At 74.0% G+C, this 18,905-nt stretch carries 5 protein-coding genes (1 of these 5 only partly in view); 3 read left to right on the forward strand and 2 right to left on the reverse strand.

Annotated elements, in window-relative coordinates:
• On the reverse strand, positions 1-14,365 hold the 5' portion of the coding sequence (locus ACGF3J_RS13380) for a non-ribosomal peptide synthase/polyketide synthase (protein WP_393854139.1). Its footprint begins 7,493 nt before the window's first position; only the first 14,365 of its 21,858 coding nucleotides appear in the window; it begins with the start codon at positions 14,363-14,365; its stop codon lies beyond the left edge, outside the window.
• Positions 14,366-14,678: 313 nt separating this feature from the next.
• On the opposite strand from ACGF3J_RS13380, the gene hppD reads away from it, so the two are divergent.
• From hppD to ACGF3J_RS13395, 3 genes are read left to right on the forward strand one after another with little or no spacing between them, the layout of a single operon-like run.
• Entirely contained in the window at positions 14,679-15,752 is a 1,074-nt protein-coding gene (hppD, locus tag ACGF3J_RS13385) for a 4-hydroxyphenylpyruvate dioxygenase (RefSeq protein ID WP_161326738.1), read from the forward strand.
• Positions 15,749-16,915, forward strand: coding sequence for an alpha-hydroxy acid oxidase (locus ACGF3J_RS13390; protein WP_393854140.1), 1,167 nt, complete (start codon positions 15,749-15,751; stop codon positions 16,913-16,915). The genes hppD and ACGF3J_RS13390 overlap by 4 nt, the downstream gene beginning before the upstream one ends.
• Entirely contained in the window at positions 16,912-18,237 is a 1,326-nt protein-coding gene (locus ACGF3J_RS13395) for a PLP-dependent aminotransferase family protein (RefSeq protein WP_161326736.1), read from the forward strand. The genes ACGF3J_RS13390 and ACGF3J_RS13395 overlap by 4 nt, the downstream gene beginning before the upstream one ends.
• Here ACGF3J_RS13395 and absA2 read toward each other — a convergent pair.
• Complete coding sequence (gene absA2, locus ACGF3J_RS13400) at positions 18,226-18,894, reverse strand: two component system response regulator (RefSeq protein ID WP_122617551.1); 669 nt, start codon at positions 18,892-18,894, stop codon at positions 18,226-18,228. The two genes, ACGF3J_RS13395 and absA2, sit on opposite strands and share 12 nt — an antisense overlap.
• Between the last annotated feature and the right edge of the window lie 11 nt (positions 18,895-18,905).

The following is an 18,905-nucleotide window of genomic DNA, read 5'->3' on the forward strand; positions in this document are numbered from 1 at the left end:
CCACGTCCACGACCGTGAAGGGCGTCGAGGCGGCCTCCACGGGCAGCACGATCTGATACGCGCCCTGCTCGTCCTCGGTGAAGACCGTCCGCAGGCTCTCGTGCCGGGCGACGACGTCACCGATCGCCGCACGCAGGGCCTCCACCTCGAGCGTGCCGTCGAGCCGCAGCGTGAGCACGGTGTTGTAGGTCGCCGACGGTCCTTCGAGCTGGTGCAGGAACCAGAGGCGCTGCTGGGCGTAGGAGAGGGGGATCCGCTCGGGGCGGGGCTTCGCGGTGAGCGCGGTGCGGACGGAGCCCGACGTGTCGAGGGCGTCGGCCAGACCCGCCACGGTCGGCGTCTCGAAGAGCTGCCGGATGGAGAGTTCGACGTGCAGTGCGGTGCGGGTGCGGCTGACGAGTCGGGTGGCGAGGAGGGAGTGTCCGCCGAGGTCGAAGAAGTTGTCGTCGATGGTGACGGTGTCGACGCCGAGTACTTCGGCGAAGAGGGTGCAGAGGATTTCTTCGCGGGGGGTGCGGGGGGTGCGTCCGGTGGTCGTGGTGGCGTAGGTGGGGGCGGGGAGGGCTTTGCGGTCGAGTTTGCCGTTGGGGGTGAGGGGGAGGGCGGTGAGGGGGACGTAGGCGGAGGGGCGCATGTAGTCGGGCAGGGCATGAGCCAGTGCGTCCCGGACGGTGTTCTCGTCCCAGTCGATGGCGACCACGTAGGCGACGAGGCGCTGGTCTCCCGCCTGGTCTTCGCGGAGTTGGACGGTGGCCTGGGTGATGCCGGGCTGGGTGGTGAGGGTGGCTTCGATTTCGCCGAGTTCGATGCGGTGGCCGCGGAGTTTGACTTGGTGGTCGGCGCGTCCGTCGTAGACGAGGTGGCCTTGGTGGTTCCAGTGGGCGAGGTCGCCGGAGCGGTACATGCGTGCGCCGGGGGTGGGGCTGTGCGGATTCGCGGTGAAGCGTTCCGAGGTCAGCGCGGAACGCCCGAGGTAGCCGCGGGCCAGCTGTTCTCCGGCGAGGTACAGCTCTCCCGTGACACCGGGGGCCACAGGCCGCAGAGCTGAATCCAGCACATACACCTGCGTGTTGGCGAAGGGGCGTCCGATCGGGATGGCGCCATCCTCGGTGCCGTCGAGGTGGTGGTCGGTGATGTTGACGGTGGATTCGGTGGGTCCGTAGGCGTTGATGACCTGGACGTCGGGGTGCTCGGCCCGCCAACCCGCGAGGTGATCGGTGTGCAGTGCCTCTCCGCCGAGGATGAGGGTGTGGGAGGGCGAGGCGGTCTCGGGGAGGTTGGTGAGCAGGGGGAGGTGGCTGGGGGTGGCCTTGATGAGGCTCGGCTGTGTCGCCGTTTCTTCCAGACTGGTCAGGTGGACCGTCCCGCCGGCCGTGAGGGGTGTCCACAGGGCGGTGATGGTGAGGTCGAAGGCGAGTGGTGAGTGCAGGACGGTGACGCCGTTCATGGCGTCGTACGTCTTGCGGGCCCGGTGGAGGTAGGTGGCCAGGGCGTGGTGTTCGATGACGACGCCCTTGGGGCGGCCGGTGGAGCCGGAGGTGTAGATCATGTAGGCGGCGTGGCGCGGTGACCACGGGCTGCGGCGCTCTTCGTCCGTGAGAGGCCCGTCGGGACGACCCTCATACGCCGTCGGGGCCACCGGCTCGGTGAGAACGAGCGCCGGTCGTGCATCGGCCAGCATGTAGGCGATGCGCTCGGCCGGGTACTCCGGGTCGAGCGGAAGATAGGCGGCGCCGGTCTTCAGTACGGCCAGCATGCTGGTGATCGCGTCCAGTGACTTCGGCAGCGCGATCGCGACGAAGTCCTCCGCTCCCAGGCCCTGTTCCAGCAGGTGCCGGGCGAGTTGGTTGGCGCGTCCGTCCAGCTCGGCGTAGGTCAGGGACCCGGAATCGCCCACCACCGCGACCGCGTCCGGCGTTCTTCCGGCCTGCTGGCTGATCAGTTCGTGCAGCGGCGTCCCGGGAAGCTCGGTCCGCTTCCCGTTCCACTCCACCAGGACCCGCTCCCGGTCGCTCGGGTCGAGGGTGTCCAGGTGGGCGACGGGCAGGTCCGCGTCGGCGATCAGAGTCTCCAGGACGCGCAGCATCCGGTCCGCCAGCGAGCGGACCAGGTCGCCGGAGCAGGTGTCCGCGCGGTGGTCGAGGCGCAGCCGCAGGCTGTCGTCGCGGGTATGGGCCACGAGGTTGACGGCGAAGTCCGTGCTCTCGACCGCGTCGAACCCGGTCACCCGCAGCCCGTCGAGCTGGCGGCTCGTCGTGTCGGCGCTCACCGGGTAGTTCTGGAAGACCATGGCGGTGTCGAAGAGTTCGCCGTGTCCGGCCCAGCGCTGGATGTCGGCGAGTCCGGCCCACTGGTGGTCCAGGAGTCGGGCCTGTTCGGCCTGGAGGCGGCGGAAGAGGGCGCCCAGGGGTTCGGCGTGGTCGAGGCGGGCGCGGACGGGCAGGGTGTTGATGAACAGGCCGATCATCGATTCGACGCCGGGCAGCTCGGGTGGGCGGCCGGAGACGGTGGCGCCGAAGACGACGTCGTCGCGTCCGGTGGCCTGGGCCAGGGCGAGTGCCCAGGCACCCTGGACCACGGTGTTCATGGTCACGCCCTGGCGCCGTGCCCACGCGGAGAGAGCCGCCGTGGCGTCACCGTTCAGGCCGAACGGGACGCTCGAGGGTGCCGTCCCGGCCGGGCCGGAGTCCGGGGCGAGGAGGGTGGTCTCCTCGAGGCCGGACAGGGAGTCCTGCCAGGCGGTCCTCGCCGCGTCCCGGTCGCGGGCGTCGAGCCAGGCCAGGTAGTCGCGGTACGGGCGGACCCGGGGCAGGCTCACGGGGTCGCCGCCCGAGACGTACAGCTCGGTCAGCTCCTGCCAGAGCAGGGGCATGGACCAGCCGTCGAGCACGATGTGGTGGTTGGTCATCACCAGCCGGACGCGCTCGGCGGACAGGCGGATCGCCGTGAAGCGCATCAGCGGCGGGCAGGTGAGGTCGAAGCGGCGTTCCCGGTCCGCGGCCGCCAGCCGTCCGGCCTCCGCGTCACGTGCGTCCCGGGCGCGGTCGGTCAGGTCGTGCTCGCTCCAGTCCGGTTCCACGTCGGCGGGCACCACCTGCACCCACGCGCCGGTCCCGGTCTGCCGGAACCCGGCCCGCAGGTTGGCGTGGCGGCGCAGCAGGGCGTGGGCCGCCGCGCGCATCCGGGTGCCGTCGAAGGTGCCCTCCAGGTCGAAGGAGAGCTGGCCGACGTAGACGTCGCGGGCGGACTCGTCGTACAGGTTGAGGAAGAGGAAGCCCTCCTGGAGCGGGGCGAGGGGCAGGACGTCCTGGAGGCCGGGGAGGGCGTCCTCCAGGTGCTCGATCTCGTCCTGGGCGAGTGCGGGGTGGGCGATGTCGGAGGGGGTGAGGCCGCCCGCGCCGGGCTGCCGGGCCTCCTCGACCAGGCGGCGCAGCATTCGGAACCAGGCGTCGGCCAGCCGCTGGGCGTCCTCGGGCTCCAGCTCGGTGCGGGAGTAGGTCCAGCGTGCGCGCAGCCGGGTGCCGTCGGGGGTCTCCCTGGCGACGGCGTTCACGTCCACGGGGTGGGCCAGCGGCATGGCACCGTCGATGCCGGCGACGTCGCCGCCCTCGATGGTCCACGGGGCCTCGTCGGCTCCCTCCTGACCGATCTGCCCCAGGTAGTTGAAGCCGAACTCCGGTACGGGCAGCGCGGCGAGGGCGTCCCGGGTGCGCGGGTTGAGGTGGCGCAGCAGCCCGTAGCCGAGGCCGTCGCCCGGTACGGCGCGCAGTTGCTCCTTGACGGCCTTCAGCGCGCGGATCGCCGATCCGGCCTCGCCGGAGAGGGCGGGCGGGGCCAGCCGGACCGGGTACATCGACGTGAACCAGCCGGCGGTGCGGCTGAGTTCGGCGCCCGGGACCGCCTCCTCGTGGCGGCCGTGGCTCTCCAGGTCCACGACGACGGGTGCGGCGGCTTCCTCGGAGCGGCCGTGCCGCCACTGGGTGACGGCCAGGGCGAAGGTGCTCAGCAGCACGTCGTTGATGGTCGCGTGGCAGACGCCGGGGACCCGGGTGAGCAGGGCCTCGGTGGTGTCCGCGTCGAGTTCGGCGGTGATCTCGCCCGCGGTCGCGTGGGTGTCCCGCGCGGGGTCCACGTGCAGCGCGCGCGGGGTGTCGCCGAGTACCGCGCGCCAGTGGTCGAGCTCGTCCTCGGTCCGCGACTGTGCGGCGAGGTCGGTCAGGGCCAGCGCCCACCGGCGCCACGGTGTGCCCACGGGGGCGAGGGCGTCGCCGGCGTAGGCGGCCGCCAGGTCGGGGACGATGATGCGCCAGGTGACGCCGTCCATGACCAGGTGATTGGCGACCAGGACGAGCAGGCCGTCCTGGGCGGTGCCCCGGTCGAGCCAGACGGCCTGGAGCATGCGGCCGTCGGCGGGGGCCAGGCGGGCGCGGGCCGCCCACGCCTGCTCGGTGACCGCGGCGCGCACGGCGGACTCGTCGAGGCGTACGGCGTCGAAGCGGACCAGGCAGTCGGCCGGTGCCACGGAGCCCGGCTCCGGGATCTCGATGGTCCAGTCGTCGGCCACCCGCATGCGCAGCGCGTCGTGACGGTCGAGCACGGCGCCCAGCGCGGCGCCGAGGGTGTCGAAGTCGAGGGCGGCGGGCACGCGCAGGACCAAGGACTGGTTGAACTCGGCCTTGCCAGAGCCGAGATCGGCGAACCAGCCCATCATCGGGGTGCGCGGCGCGGGGCCGTACGCCGGGACGTCTGAGTCCCGCGCGGAGTCGTCCGGGCCGGGCGTGTCGGCGGCCGAGCGCGCGAGAAGGGCCGGCGTCTGGTGCTCGAAGACGTCCCGCACGGACAGGACCAGGCCCGCCGCGCGGGCGCGGCCGACGAGCTGGATGGAGAGGATGCTGTCGCCGCCCAGGTCGAAGAAGCCGTCGTCCACGCCGGGCGACTCCACGCCGAGGATCTCGCCGAACAGGTCGACCAGCAGCCGTTCGCGCGGGTCGCGGGCGGCCCGGCCCGAGGTGCGGGCGGAGTAGTCGGGGGCGGGCAGCGCCTTGCGGTCCAGCTTGCCGTTGATGGTCAGCGGCAGCGCGTCCAGCACGACGAACGCGGTCGGGATCATGTGGTCGGGCAGGGTCTCGCGCAGTTCGGCGCGGAGCGCGGCGGCGTCGACGGTGCGGCCGGGCTCGGGCACGACGTAGGCCACGAGCCGCCGGTCGCCGGGCCGGTCCTCGCGGACGATGACGGCCGCCCGCGCCAGGTGCGGGCGCTCGGTGATGACCGCCTCGATCTCGGTGGGCTCGATCCGCAGGCCGCGGATCTTGACCTGGGTGTCGACGCGCCCCAGGTACTCCAGCTCGCCGTCGGGCAGCCAGCGCACCAGGTCGCCGGTGCGGTAGAGGCGGGTGCCGGGGTCGCCGAAGGGGTTGGCCACGAACCGCTCGGAGGTCAGGGCGGGGCGGGCGTGGTAGCCGCGGGCCAGGTGCGGTCCGGCGGCGTACAGCTCGCCGGGCACGCCCGGCGGGACGGGGCGCAGGGCCGCGTCCAGCACGTAGACGGCGCTGTTGGTGACGGGGGAGCCGATGGGCGGGGTGAGGGGGCCGGAGAGCGGTCCGCTCATCGTGGAGCAGACCGTGGTCTCGGTGGGACCGTAGGAGTTGAGCATCGTCCGGCCCGGCGACCAGCGCTCCACCAGCTCGGGCGGGATCGCCTCGGCGCCCACGACGAGCGTCAGCCCCTCGGGCAGCGACCCCTCCGGCAGCAGGCCGAGGACGGAGGTCGTCAGGCTCAGGTGGGTCGCCGCGTGCCGGGTCGCCAGCTCGGCCAGCTCGGGTCCCGGCGTGGTCTCCCGTGGTGCCACGACCAGGGCGGCCCCGGTGAGCAGGCCCATCGCCAGCTCCCAGAACGACGCGTCGAAGCTCGGCGAGAGATGCTGGAGGACCTTGCTGCCCGGGCCCGCCGCGCAGTCGCGGGTGAAGATGTCCACGAGGCCGGGAAGCCCGGTGTGGGTGACGACGACTCCCTTGGGGCGGCCCGTCGTTCCCGACGTGTAGATCATGTACGCGGGGTGCTCGGGACGCAGCGGGGACGGCCGGTCGGCGTCGGTGACGTCGTGGCCGGGGAACGCGGCGAGGGCCGTCGCGGTCCCGGCGTCGTCGAGCAGGAGGACGGGCGTCCCCGTGTCCGGGAGGCCGGCGGCCAGGGTGGACGTGGTGACCACGAGGGCGGGGGCCGCGTCCCGCACGAGGTGGGTGATCCGCTCGGCGGGGTAGGCCGGGTCGACGGGCAGATAGGCCGCGCCCGCCTTGAACGCGGCGAGCGCCGAGACGACCAGGTCCGCCGAGCGGGGGAGGGCCACGGCGACGAACCGCTCGGGGCCGGCGCCCAGTTCGAGGAAGCGGCGGGCCAGCCGGTTGGCGCGCTCGTTCAGCTCGCCGTAGGTCAGCCTCCCGTCGGCGGACTCCACGGCGAGGTGGTCCGGGCGGTCGGCGGCGTGCCGGGCGACGTAGTCGGCGAAGGTGCGGTCGACCGGCCTGCGGGCGGTGTCGTTCCACTCGACCAGGACGCGGTCCAGTTCCCGGGCGCTGAGCACGTCCACGTCGCCGATGCGGCGGCCCGGATCGGCGACCAGCGCCTCCAGGAGCCGCAGGAACCGCTCCACCAGCAGCGCGACCGTGTCCTCGTCGAACAGGTCCGCGCTGTACTCGGCCGCGCCCACCAGCCCGGCGGGGGCGCCGTCGGCGTCGCGGTGCTCGGCGAGTTCGAGGGCGAGGTCCAGCTTGGCGACGCCGGTGGTCACGTCGAGGAGGCTCACGCCGAGGCCGGTGGTGGCGAGCGCGGCGAGGGCGTCCTGCTGGGTGGTGTCCAGGCTGAGCAGCACCTGGAAGAGCGGGTTGTGGGAGAGCGACCTGGTCGGCGAGAGGACGTCCACCAGGTGCTCGAAGGGCAGATCCTGGTGGTCGTAGGCGCTCAGGTCGGTGTCCCGCACCCGGTCCAGGAGGTCCCGGAAGGTGGGGTCGCCGCTGGTGTCGGTGCGCAGCACCAGGGTGTTGACGAAGAAGCCGACGACCTGGTCCACGGCGTCGTCACCGCGGCCCGCCACCGGTGTGCCCAGAGGGATGTCGTCGCCCGCGCCCAGCCGGGTCAGCAGGGCGGCCAGGGCCGCCTGGAGCACCATGAAGACGCTGGTGCGGGACTCCCGGGCCAGCTCCACCGCGCCTCGGTGCAGGGCGGCGGGGACGGTCAGCGGGACCCGGCCGCCGCGGTGCGAGGCGACCGCGGGCAGCGGCCGGTCCGCGGGCAGTTCGAGCCGGTCGGGCAGCCCGGCCAGCGCCTGCTTCCAGTGCGCGAGCTGGCGGCCGGCGGGGCTGGTGCCGTCCGAGGCGTCCCCGAGCGAGGCCCGCTGCCACAGGGTGTAGTCCGCGTACTGCACGGGCAGCGGCGCCCAGTCGGGGGCGTGGCCGGCCGCGCGGGCGGTGTAGGCGGCGGCCAGGTCGCGGACCAGCGGGCCGAGGGACCAGCCGTCACCGGCGATGTGGTGGACCATCAGCAGCAGGACGTGCTCGTCCGCGGCGAGCCGGAACAGCTCCGCACGCACCGGGATGTCGGCCGTCAGGTCGAAGCAGTGCCGGGCGGCCTCCTCGAGACGGCGGCCGAGCGCGTCCTCGGTGAGGTCGGTGACCGGCAGGCCGAAGCGCACGGAGGCGGCGTCCAGGACGGTCTGCCGGGCGCCCTGCTCGTCCTCCGCGAAGACGGTCCGCAGGCTCTCGTGGCGTACGACGACGTCCTGGAAGGCCGCGCGCAGCGCCTCCGGGAGGAGGGCGCCGGTCAGCCGCAGCGCGCCGGTGATGTTGTAGGTGGGGGAGGGGCCTTCGAGCTGGTGCAGGAACCAGAGCCGCTGCTGGGCGTACGACAGGGGCAGCCGCTCCGGGCGCGCCCCGGCCGTCAGCGCCGTCCCGGCCCGCTCGGCCCCGTCGAGGACGGCGGAGAGCCCGGCCACGGTCGGGCTCTCGAACAGCCGCCGCACGGACAGCTCGACGCCGAGGGTGCTGCGGATGCGGGCGGCCAGCCGGGTGGCGAGCAGGGAGTGGCCGCCGAGGTCGAAGAAGCTGTCGTCGACGGTCAGCCGGGGCACTCCGAGCACCTCGGCGAACAGCGCGCACAGGATCTCCTCGCGCGGCCCGCGCGGGGCGCGTCCGGTGACCTGCCCCGCGTGGGCGGGGGCGGGCAGCGCCTTGGTGTCGAGCTTGCCGTTGGGCGTCAGCGGCAGCACGTCCAGGGTGACGAACGCCGACGGCAGCATGTGGTCGGGCAGGTGCCCGGCGGCGTGGTCGTGCAGCGCGCGGGCCGTCGTGTCGGTGCCGGTGACCACGTACGCGACGAGCCGCGGGTCGCCCTGGACGTCCTCGCGTGCGACCACGGCCACGTCGTCGACGGCGGGGTGCGCGGCGAGCACGGCCTCGATCTCCCCGGGCTCGATGCGGAAGCCGCGGATCTTCACCTGCTGGTCGGCGCGGCCCAGGTAGTCCAGGCCGCCGTCGGTGCGGCGCCTGGCCAGGTCGCCGGTGCGGTACATCCGGGTGCCGTGCTCGCCGAAGAGGGCGGCGTACGGGTCGGCGGGGAACCGGTCGGCGGTGAGCGCCGGGCGGCCCAGGTAGCCGCGGGCCAGTCCCGCGCCGGCCACGTACATCTCGCCGGTGACGCCGGGCGCGGTGGGGCGCAGCCGGTCGTCGAGGACGTAGACGCGCAGGTCGGGGATGTTGACGCCGATCGTGCTCGCCGACGCGGCGGCCGCGGTGGCGCGGTCCAGGGCGAAGTGCGAGACGTGCACGGTGGTCTCGGTGATGCCGTACATGTTGACCAGCGCCGGCGCGTCCTCGGCGTGCCGCTCGTACCAGTCGGCCAGCCGGGACAGGTCCAGGGCTTCGCCGCCGAAGACCACGGTGCGCAGCGCGAGTTCGTCGCCGCTCTCGCGGTCGGCGGCGGCCAGCTGGTGGAACGCGGACGGCGTCTGGTTGAGGACGGTGACCCGCTCGCGGGCGAGCAGGGAGAGGAACGCGGCGGGGTCCCGGCTCACGTCGTGCGGGACGACGACGAGCCGCCCGCCGTGCAGCAGCGGACCCCACAGCTCCCACACCGAGAAGTCGAAGGCGTACGAGTGGAACAGCGTCCACACGTCGTGCTCGTCGAAGCCGAACCAGTGCTCGGTGGCGGAGAAGAGCCGCACGACGTTGCGGTGCGGCACGGCCACGCCCTTGGGGCGGCCGGTCGAGCCGGAGGTGTAGATGACGTAGGCGGTGTCCGCCGGGTCGAGGGGCCGGACCCGCTCGCCCTGCGTCAGGTCGGTGGCGGGGTACGGGTGGCCGTCCGCCTCGCCGAGGACGATGCGGGGCACCTCGTGGGCGGGCAGCCGGCCGGCGGTGGCGCCGTCGGTGAGCAGGGCCGCGGGCGCGGAGTCGGACAGCGCGTGGGCGAGCCGGTCGGCCGGGTAGTCCGGGTCCAACGGCACATAGGCGGCGCCCGACTTGACCACCGCGAGGAGTGCCACGACCAGCTCGGGCGAGCGCGGCAGGGCGAGGGCGACCAGCGCGTCGGGGCCGATGCCGCGCGCCGTCAGTTGCCGGGCCAGGCGGTTGGCGCGGGCGTTGAGGTCGGCGTAGGAGAGCGAGGTGCCCTCGAAGGTCAGCGCGGTGCGGCCCGGGTGCCGGGCGGCCTGCCGCTCGAACAGCTCGGGCAGCGTGGCGGTGACGGGCGAGGGGGAAGCGGGGGCGCCGTCCGGCCGGTTGGCCGTCACCAGCAGGTCGTGGTGTTCGCCGGGGACGAGCACGTCGACGTCGCCGAGGCGCAGGCCCGGGTCGGCGGCGACCGCCGTGAGCAGCCGCAGCAGCCGCTCGGTGAGCGTGCGCACGGTCGCCGCGTCGAAGAGTTCGGTGCTGAACTCCACCGCGAGGTCGAGGCCGGCCTGTCCGCCGTCCGCGTCCCGCCGCTCGTCGAAGGCGAGGACGAGGTCGAAGCGGGACAGCCCGGTGTGCACCGGCAGTCGCGACGTGCTGATCCCGGGCAGCCGCCCCAGCTCGCCCAGGGCGTCCTGCTGGGTGGTGTCGAAGGTCAGCATCACCTGGAACAGCGGGTGGTGGGAGGTGGCCCGGTCGGGGTTGACCGCCTCGACGAGCCGCTCGAAGGGCAGGTCCTGGTGGGCGTAGGCGGCCAGGTCGCGCTCGCGGACGCGGCCGAGGAGGTCGCGGAAGGTGGGGTCGCCGCTGGTGTCGGTGCGTAGCACCAGCGTGTTGACGAAGAACCCGACCAGGTTCTCCACCGCCGCGTCGGTGCGGCCGGCGATGGTCGAGCCGATCGGCACGTCCTCGCCCGCGCCGAGCCGCGTCAGCAGCCCCGCGAGGGCGGCCTGGAGCACCATGAAGACACTGGTCCGCGTCTCGCCGGCCAGCGCGGCCAGCGAGCGGTGCAGGGCGGCGGGCACCGTCAGGTCGAGGCGGGCGCCGGAGTTGTCGCGGCGCACGGGACGCGGCCGGTCGGTGGGCAGCTCCAGCCGCTCCGGCAGCCCGGCGAGCGCCTCCCGCCAGTGCGCGAGCTGCCGGGCGCCCTCGCCGCCGCCCGTGCCGCCCGCTGCGTCCGCACTCCCGGCCTCGTCGCCGCCGAGCAGTTCGCGCTGCCAGAGCGTGTAGTCGGCGTACTGCACCGGCAGCGGCGCCCAGTCGGGGGCCGTACCGGCCGACCGGGCGGCGTAGGCGGTGCCCAGGTCACGGGCGAGGGGCGCCAGCGACCAGCCGTCGCCCGCGATGTGGTGCAGCACGAGGAGGAGGACGTGGTCCTCGGGCGCCACCCGCAGCAGCGTGGCCCGCAGCGGCACGTCGCGGGTGAGGTCGAAGCGGTGCCGGGCGGTGCGCGCGAGGTCGTCGGCCAGCCGCTCGGGGGCGCTGTCCAGCGTCTCCAGGCGGGACGGGGCCCGCTCGGGGGAGAGGATCACCTGGTGGGGGCCGTGCGCGTCCTCGGCGAAGACCGTGCGCAGGCTCTCGTGCCGGGCCACCACGTCGCCGACGGCAGCCGACAGCGCGGCCTCGTCCACCTCGCCGGTCAGCCGCAGCGCCGCCGGGATGTTGTACAGCGGCGAGGGTCCCTCGTACTGGTGGATGAACCAGAGGCGCTGCTGCGCGAAGGAGAGCGGCAGCCGCTCGGGGCGCGGCCGGGCGGTGATTGCCGCGCGGACCCGCCCGGTCTCCGCCAGCGCCGGGGCCAGCTCCGCCACGGTCGGCGACTCGAAGATCCGCTGGATCGGCACCTCCGCGCCGGCCGCGGCGCGGATGCGGCTGATCAGCCGGGTGGCGAGCAGGGAGTGGCCGCCCAGTTCGAAGAAGCTGTCGTCGACGCCGACCTCGTCGACGCCGAGCACCTCGGCGAAGAGCGTGCACAGCAGCTCCTCGCCCGGGGTGCCCGGGGCCCGCCCGGCCGAGCGCTCGGTGCGGGCGGGGGCGGGCAGCGCCCTGCGGTCGAGCTTGCCGTTCGGGGTGACCGGCAGCTCGGGCAGGGCGACGAAGGCGGCGGGCACCATGTAGCCGGGCAGCAGCTCGCGCAGGCGCGCGGTGAGCAGCGCGGCGTCCGCCTCCGCGCCCGGCGCGGGCACGGTGTAGCCGACCAGCCGCTGGTCGCCGGGCCGGTCCTCGCGCAGGACGACGGCGGCCTGGGCGACCTCCGGCTGCCGCACCAGCGCCGCCTCGATCTCGCCGAGTTCGATCCGGAAGCCGCGCAGCTTGACCTGGTGGTCGGCGCGGCCCAGGTAGTCGAGGCTGCCGTCGTGGTGCCGGCGCGCGAGGTCGCCGGTGCGGTACATCCGGCTGCCGGGCGCCCCGTGCGGGTCGGCGGTGAAGCGTTCGGCGCTGAGGCCGGGGCGGCCCAGGTAGCCGCGGGCCAGCTGCACGCCGGCGATGTACAGCTCGCCGGGCACGCCGGCCGGGACCGGGCGCAGCGCGGCGTCCAGCACGTACATCCGGGTGTTCCACACCGGGCGTCCGATCGGCACCGGTCCGTCGCCGGTGTCCTCGGCGCACGGCCAGTACGTCACGTCGACGGCGGCCTCGGTGGGCCCGTACAGGTTGTGCAGCGGTACGTCCGACACGGCGCGGAAGCGGGCGCGCAGCTCCGCCGAGAGGGCCTCGCCGCTGCAGAAGACCCGGCGCAGTCCGCTCAGTGAGGCCGCGGACGGCTCGCGCAGGAACACGTCGAGCATCGACGGCACGAAGTGCATGGTGGTCACGCCCGCGCGCCGGACGGTGTCGGCCAGATAGGCGGGGTCCAGGTGGCCCTCGGGCCGGGCGACGACCAGGGTGGCGCCCTGGATCAGGGGCCAGAAGAACTCCCACACGGACACGTCGAAGCCGGAGGGCGTCTTCTGCAGCACCCGGTCGGACGGTTCCAGGCCGTACGTGTCCTGCATCCAGGCCAGGCGGTTGACGATCGCCCGGTGCGAGACCACCACGCCCTTGGGGCGGCCGGTGGAGCCCGAGGTGTAGATGACGTAGGCCGGGTGGTCGGGGGCGGGCGCCGTCGTCGGCGCGGTGGCGGCGGGCTCCGGGGAGGCGGCCGGGTCGTCGAGGAGCAGCCGGGGTGTGCCGTCCTGCGGCAGCCGGTCCTCGGCGTCGCGCGTGGTCAGGACGAGCATCGCGCCCGCGTCCCGCAGGATGTGCGCGATGCGGTCGGCCGGATAGCCGGGGTCGACGGGCACGTACGCCGCGCCCGCCCTGACCACCGCGACCAGCGCCACGACCAGCTCGGCGGACCGGGGCACGGCCACCGCGACGAAGCGTTCCGGACCGGCGCCACGGGCGGCCAGCGCGGCGGCCAGCCGCCCGGCGCGGGCGTCCAGTTCGGCGTAGGTCAGCGAGGTGCCCTCGAACACGACGGCCTCGTGGTCCGGGGTGCGCGCGGCCCGCGCGGCGAGCAGCTCGGACAGCGTCGCGGCGGGCACCTCGCGCACGGTGTCGTTCCACCCGTCGAGGACGAGGTCCCGCTCGACCGGCGTGAGCAGCGCCACGTCGTCGACGGTGCGCGCGGGGTCGGCCGCCAGCTCGGCCAGGAACCGGACGAAGCGTTCCTGCAACGAGTCCAGGTCCCGGGCGCCGTACACCTGCGGGTTGCCCTCGAAGTCGACGCGGAGCCCGGCCTCGGGGGTGCCGGACAGCACGATGTTCAGGTCGGTCGTCGGACCCGAACTGATACTGCGCATCAGGCCGACCGGCCCGCCGAAGTCCACCGGCCTGATGTACGGCATGACGTTGACGGTGGGTCCCGACACCCCGGAGCCGCCCAGCTCGCGGTCGAGGTCCTCGCCGCGGTAGCGGCTGTGCGCCATCAGGCCGCTCATCGCCCCGGACACGTTCTCGACCACCCGCGCGAAGCTGTCGCCGGGGTGCACGGCCAGCCGCAGCGGCAGCCGGTTGGAGACCATGCCGGGCGTCACCCGGGCGCCCGCGCCGTAGCGGCCGGTGACCGGCACGGAGACCACGATGTCCCGGGCGCCCGTCATCCGGTGCACGAAGGCGCCCACGCCGGCGATCACCACGCGTGCCCAGTGCGCGCCCGTCGCCTCGGCGGCGGTGCCGAGCACGCCCGTGCGCTCCGGGCCGAGGGTCAGGCTCCGCACGGTCGGCGCGAGCACCCGGGCGCCGCCCCGGCCGGTGAGCGAGACGGGCTCGGGACGGTCGGCGAACAGGCCGGTCCAGTAGGCACGGTCCCGCTCGTGCCGCGCCGAGCCGCGGTAGGCCTCCTCACCGGCGACCATCCGGTCCGTGTCCCCGAACGCGTGCGCCGGGGCCTCGCGCCCGTCCCGCAGCGCGCGGTAGACCTCGGCCAGCCGCTCGTAGAACAGGGCCATGCTGGTGCCGTCGATGACGATGTGGTGGACGCCCAGGTAGTAGACGTGCCGGCCGCCGCCGAGCGTGAACAGGGCGTGGCTGCTGAGGCCGGGCCGGTCCAGCGGCAGCGGCGTCGCGCGGTCCCGTTCCATCCACCGCTGGGCCTCGCCCGCGGGGTCCTCGTGGCCGGAGAGGTCGATGTGGCGCAGCAGCACGGGGGTGTACGGCACCCCGTCAGGGCCTTCGACGGCGTCCGAACCCTCCGGTGCGGGCGGGCAGTACGCGCGGTACGGCCGGCCCTCCTCGTCGGTGAGGAAGCGGGAGCAGAGCGTCTCCGTATCGGCCACGGTCCGCCGCAGGGCCGCGCTCAGCAGCGCGTGGTCCAGCGGCCCGTCGATCTCCAGGCAGGACCCGGTCCGGTAGTGCGCGCCGCGCGGGTCCAGCTGCTGCGCGAGCCACACCTCGTGCTGGGCGCTGGTCAGACCGTGCCGAACCGAAGAGTTCTCAGACACCTGTCTCCTCACAATCCTCCGCCGGAACCCCCGGCCTCTCAGTGGCGCGCACTAAAACAAACAAGGTGTTGCCCGGATGGCATTCAATTAAGGGCGAACTGGGACGCTAGCAAGGCTGCGACGAGATGGTCAATATAGATATCCGAGTGGATAACCGCAGGTAGGAGGCTTGATAACCAGCTGATAGCGAGGTTATACGGGTCATTTGTAGAGTGTGGTCACGCGCATTTCCCATTGCTGCCCGAGAATGCGGTGACCCCTCTTCCCCGGCGGGTGCTCCCGTATTTCTCCCCTTCATTCATTGGAGATCCGCATGCCGCCCAGTGCCATCGCGTACGCCGAGCTGTACGTCGCGGACGACCGGGACGCCGCCGGCTTCCTCGTCGACAGCCTCGGCTTCGTCCCCCTGGCCGTGGCGGGCCCCGCCACCGGGACGCACGACCGCCGGTCCACCGTGCTGCGCAGCGGTGAGGTCACCCTCGTGGTCACCCAGGCGCTGCGGCCGGACACCGACGTCGCCCGGTACGTGGAGCGGCACGGCGACTCCATCGCCGACCTCGCCTTCGGCTGCGACGACGTGCGCTCCTGCTTCGACCGCGCGGTCCTCGCCGGCGCCACGGCGCTGCAGACGCCGACGCCCTCGCAACGGGCGGGCCAGGACGCCTGGTTCGCCGCCGTCTCCGGCTTCGGGGACCTCCGGCACACACTGGTCGCCACCGACGGGGACGGCGGCGCGTTGCTGCCGCCCGACCGCGACTGGGCCCTGCTGCCGGCCGCCACCGACCACGCGGGCCCCCGGCCCTTCCTCGACCACGTCGCCGTCTGCCTGGAGGCGGGCACGCTGCGGAGCACCGCCGAGTTCTACGAGGCGGCCTTCGACATGCCCTACTACTCCTCCGAGTACATCGAGGTGGGCGAGCAGGCGATGGACTCCATCGTCGTGCGCAACGCCGGCGGCGGCATCACCTTCACGCTCATCGAGCCCGACGACACCCGGGTGCCGGGCCAGATCGACCAGTTCCTGACCGCCCACGACGGCCCGGGCGTCCAGCACCTGGCCTTCCTGGTGGACGACATCGTCGACTCGGTCCGCTCGCTCGGCAACCGCGGCGTGGCCTTCCTGCGCACCCCGGGCGCCTACTACGACCTGCTCACCGAGCGGGTCGGCGCCATGGCCGACGCCATCGGCGACCTGCGCGAGACCAACGTCCTCGCGGACCGCGACGAGTGGGGCTACCTGCTGCAGATCTTCACCCGCTCGCCCTACCCGCGCGGCACGCTCTTCTACGAGTACATCCAGCGCAACGGCGCCCGCGGCTTCGGCAGTTCCAACATCAAGGCGCTGTACGAGGCCGTCGAGAGGGAGCGGGAAGTGGCCGGTCGATGACGACCGTCACCCGGCGGCCCGCCGACACCACCGCCGGGGACCCGGCGCGGGAGCCGCTCACGCTCGACGACTTCGCCGCGCTGGCCCGCCGGGAACTGCCGCCCGAGGTGTGGGACTTCATCGCGGGCGGCGCCGGACGGGAGCGGACCCTCGCCGCCAACGAGGCCGTCTTCGACGCAGTGCGGCTGCGGCCCAGGGCGCTGCCCGGCATCGAGGAGCCGGACACCTCCGTGGAGCTGCTCGGCTCCCGGTGGGCGGCGCCGGTGGGCATCGCGCCGGTCGCCTACCACGAACTCGCCCACCCCGACGGTGAACCGGCCACCGCCGCCGCCGCGGGCGCGCTCGGGCTCCCGCTCGTCGTCAGCACCTTCGCGAGCCGGACCCTCGAAGAGGTGGCCGGCGCCGCGAGCGCGCCGCTCTGGCTCCAGCTGTACTGCTTCCGCGACCACGGCACCACCCTGGACCTGGCCCGCCGTGCGCGGGACAGCGGCTACCAGGCGCTGGTGCTCACCGTCGACACCCCGTTCACCGGCCGCCGGCTGCGCGACCTGCGCAACGGCTTCGCGGTCCCCGCCCACATCACCCCGGCCAACCTGGCCGGTTCGGTGGCGGCCGGCAGCGCGACCCCCTCGGCACACAGCAGGCTGGCCTTCGACCGCCGCCTGGACTGGTCCTTCGTGGCCCGGCTGGGCGCGGAGAGCGGACTGCCGGTGCTCGCCAAGGGCGTCCTGACCGCGGCGGACGCCGAGGCGGCCGTGCGGGCGGGCGTCGCGGGCGTCGTCGTCTCCAACCACGGGGGCCGCCAGCTCGACGGCGCCCCCGCCACCCTGGAGGCGCTGCCCGAGGTGGCGGCCGCCGTGCGCGGAAGCGTCCCGGTCCTCCTCGACGGCGGCGTCCGCACCGGCGCCGACGTCCTCGCCGCCCTGGCCCTCGGCGCCCGCGCGGTCCTCGTCGGCCGCCCCGCGCTGTACGCCCTCGCGGCGGGCGGCGGACCGGCCGTACGCCGCATGCTCACCCTGCTGACGGCCGACTTCGCCGACACGATGACCCTCACGGGCCACGCGACGACCGGGACGATCACCCCGGACGCGCTGTTCCGGCCCGACCCCGGCCGGCCCGCCGCGCGCCGTGCGGCGCCGCACACCGACAGGAGCCACGGATGACGACCGCCCGCGTGAGCACGGAACCGGCGGGTGTGCTGCCGCGGAGCGGTCTGCACGCCAGCCTCTCCGCGCCGCTGCTCGACACGATGACCTTCCTCAACGAGGTCACCCTCCGCTATCCGCAGGCGATCTCCTTCGCGCCGGGGCGGCCGTACGAGGGGGACTTCGACGTCGCGCGCGTCCCCGGGCTCATCGAGACCTACCTCGACCACCTGCGCGCCCGCGGCCTCTCCGAGGACCGCGTCCGTACCGCGCTCTACCAGTACGGCGAGACCGCCGGCCAGATCAGGGACATCGTCGCGGGCATGCTCGCCGTCGACGAGGACATGACGGTCGACCCGGCCTCCGTCGTCGTGACGGTCGGCTGCCAGGAGGCCGTACTCCTCACCCTGCGCGCCCTGTTCACCGGCCCCGACGACGTGCTCCTCGTCGACAGCCCGGCCTACGTCGGCATCACGGGCGCCGCGAGTCTGCTCGACATCCCCGTCGTGCCCGTGCCCGGCACCCCGAACGGCCCGAGCCTGGCGGGGCTCGAACGCACCGTCCGGGAGATCGAGGCGAGCGGCCGGCGTGCCCGCTGCCTGTACGTGGTGCCCGACTGCTCCAACCCGACTGGCGTCAGCATGCGCCGCGAGGACCGCACCGCCCTGCTCGACACCGCGGCCCGGCTGGGGCTGCTGCTCCTGGAGGACAACCCCTACGGTGTGTTCAGCCGGGTGCGCCGCCCCACACTCAAGTCCCTCGACACCGAGCGGCGCGTCGTCTACCTGGGCTCCTTCGCGAAGACCGCCTTCCCGGGCGCCCGGGTCGGCTTCGTCGTCGCCGACCAGCTGGTGGCGGGCGCGGACGGCCGCCCGCCGGGTCTGCTCGCCGACGAGGTGGCCAAGGTCAAGAGCATGGTCACCGTCAACACCTCCAGCCTGAGCCAGGCCGCGGTCGCCGGACTGCTCCTCCAGAACGGCGGCGGGCTGCGGTCGGCCAACGAGGCCTCGGCACGCCACTACCAGGCCACCATGCGGTGCCTGCGGGAGACGCTCGCCGCCGAACTGCCGCCCGGTTCACCGGAGACGGCCGGGGTGCGCTGGAACGACCCCGACGGCGGCTTCTTCCTCACCCTCGACGTGCCCTTCGAGGCGGACGAGGCCGCGCTGGACGTCTCCGCGGAGAAGTACGGCGTCATCTGGACCCCGATGCGCCACTTCCACCTGGACGACGCGGGCGACCGGCAGATCCGGCTCTCGTGCAGCTACCTGACCACCGACCGCGCCGCCGAGGGCGCGACCCGCCTGGCCCGCTTCGTCAAGGACCGCTCAACGCCCTAGATCGGCGTCCTGCACCAGCCCCGCCTCATAGGCGATGATCGCCGCCTGCACCCGGTTGCGGACCTCCAACTGGGTGAAGATGGCGCTGACATACGTCTTGATGGTGCCCTCGACCAGGTGCAGCCGCTGCGCGATCTCCGCGTTGGACAGCCCGGCCCCCAGCATGCCGAGAACCTCCTGCTCCCGCTTGGTCAGCAGCGTGGTGCGCTCCCCGGACACCTCCGAGCGCGGCGAGGGCGCCCGGCGCAGCTCGGTCATCAGCCGCCGCGCCACCAGCGGGGAGAGACAGGACCCCCCGGACGCCACGGCCCGCACGCCGGAGATCAGGTCGCGCGGGTCGGACGCCTTGAGGAGGAATCCGGCGACCCCCTGGTCGAGGGCGCGCTCGATGTACTTGTCCTCCCCGAAGGTGGTGAGGACGACGACCGCGGTGTCCGGGTTGGTGGTCCGCAGTTCACCCGCGGCCGTCAGGCCGTCCATCTCCGGCATCCGGATGTCGAGCAGCGCCACGTCGGGGCGGTGCTTGCGGGCCAGTTCGACCGCTTCCCGCCCGTCGGACGCCTCGGCGACCACCTCGATGCCCGGCTCGGTCGTCAGGATGGAGCGGACCCCGGCCCTGATGATGGTCTCGTCGTCGGCGAGCAGTACGCGAATCATCCGGTTCTTCC

This window comes from Streptomyces sp. NPDC048171 (assembly GCF_043202655.1).
Taxonomy (GTDB): domain Bacteria; phylum Actinomycetota; class Actinomycetes; order Streptomycetales; family Streptomycetaceae; genus Streptomyces.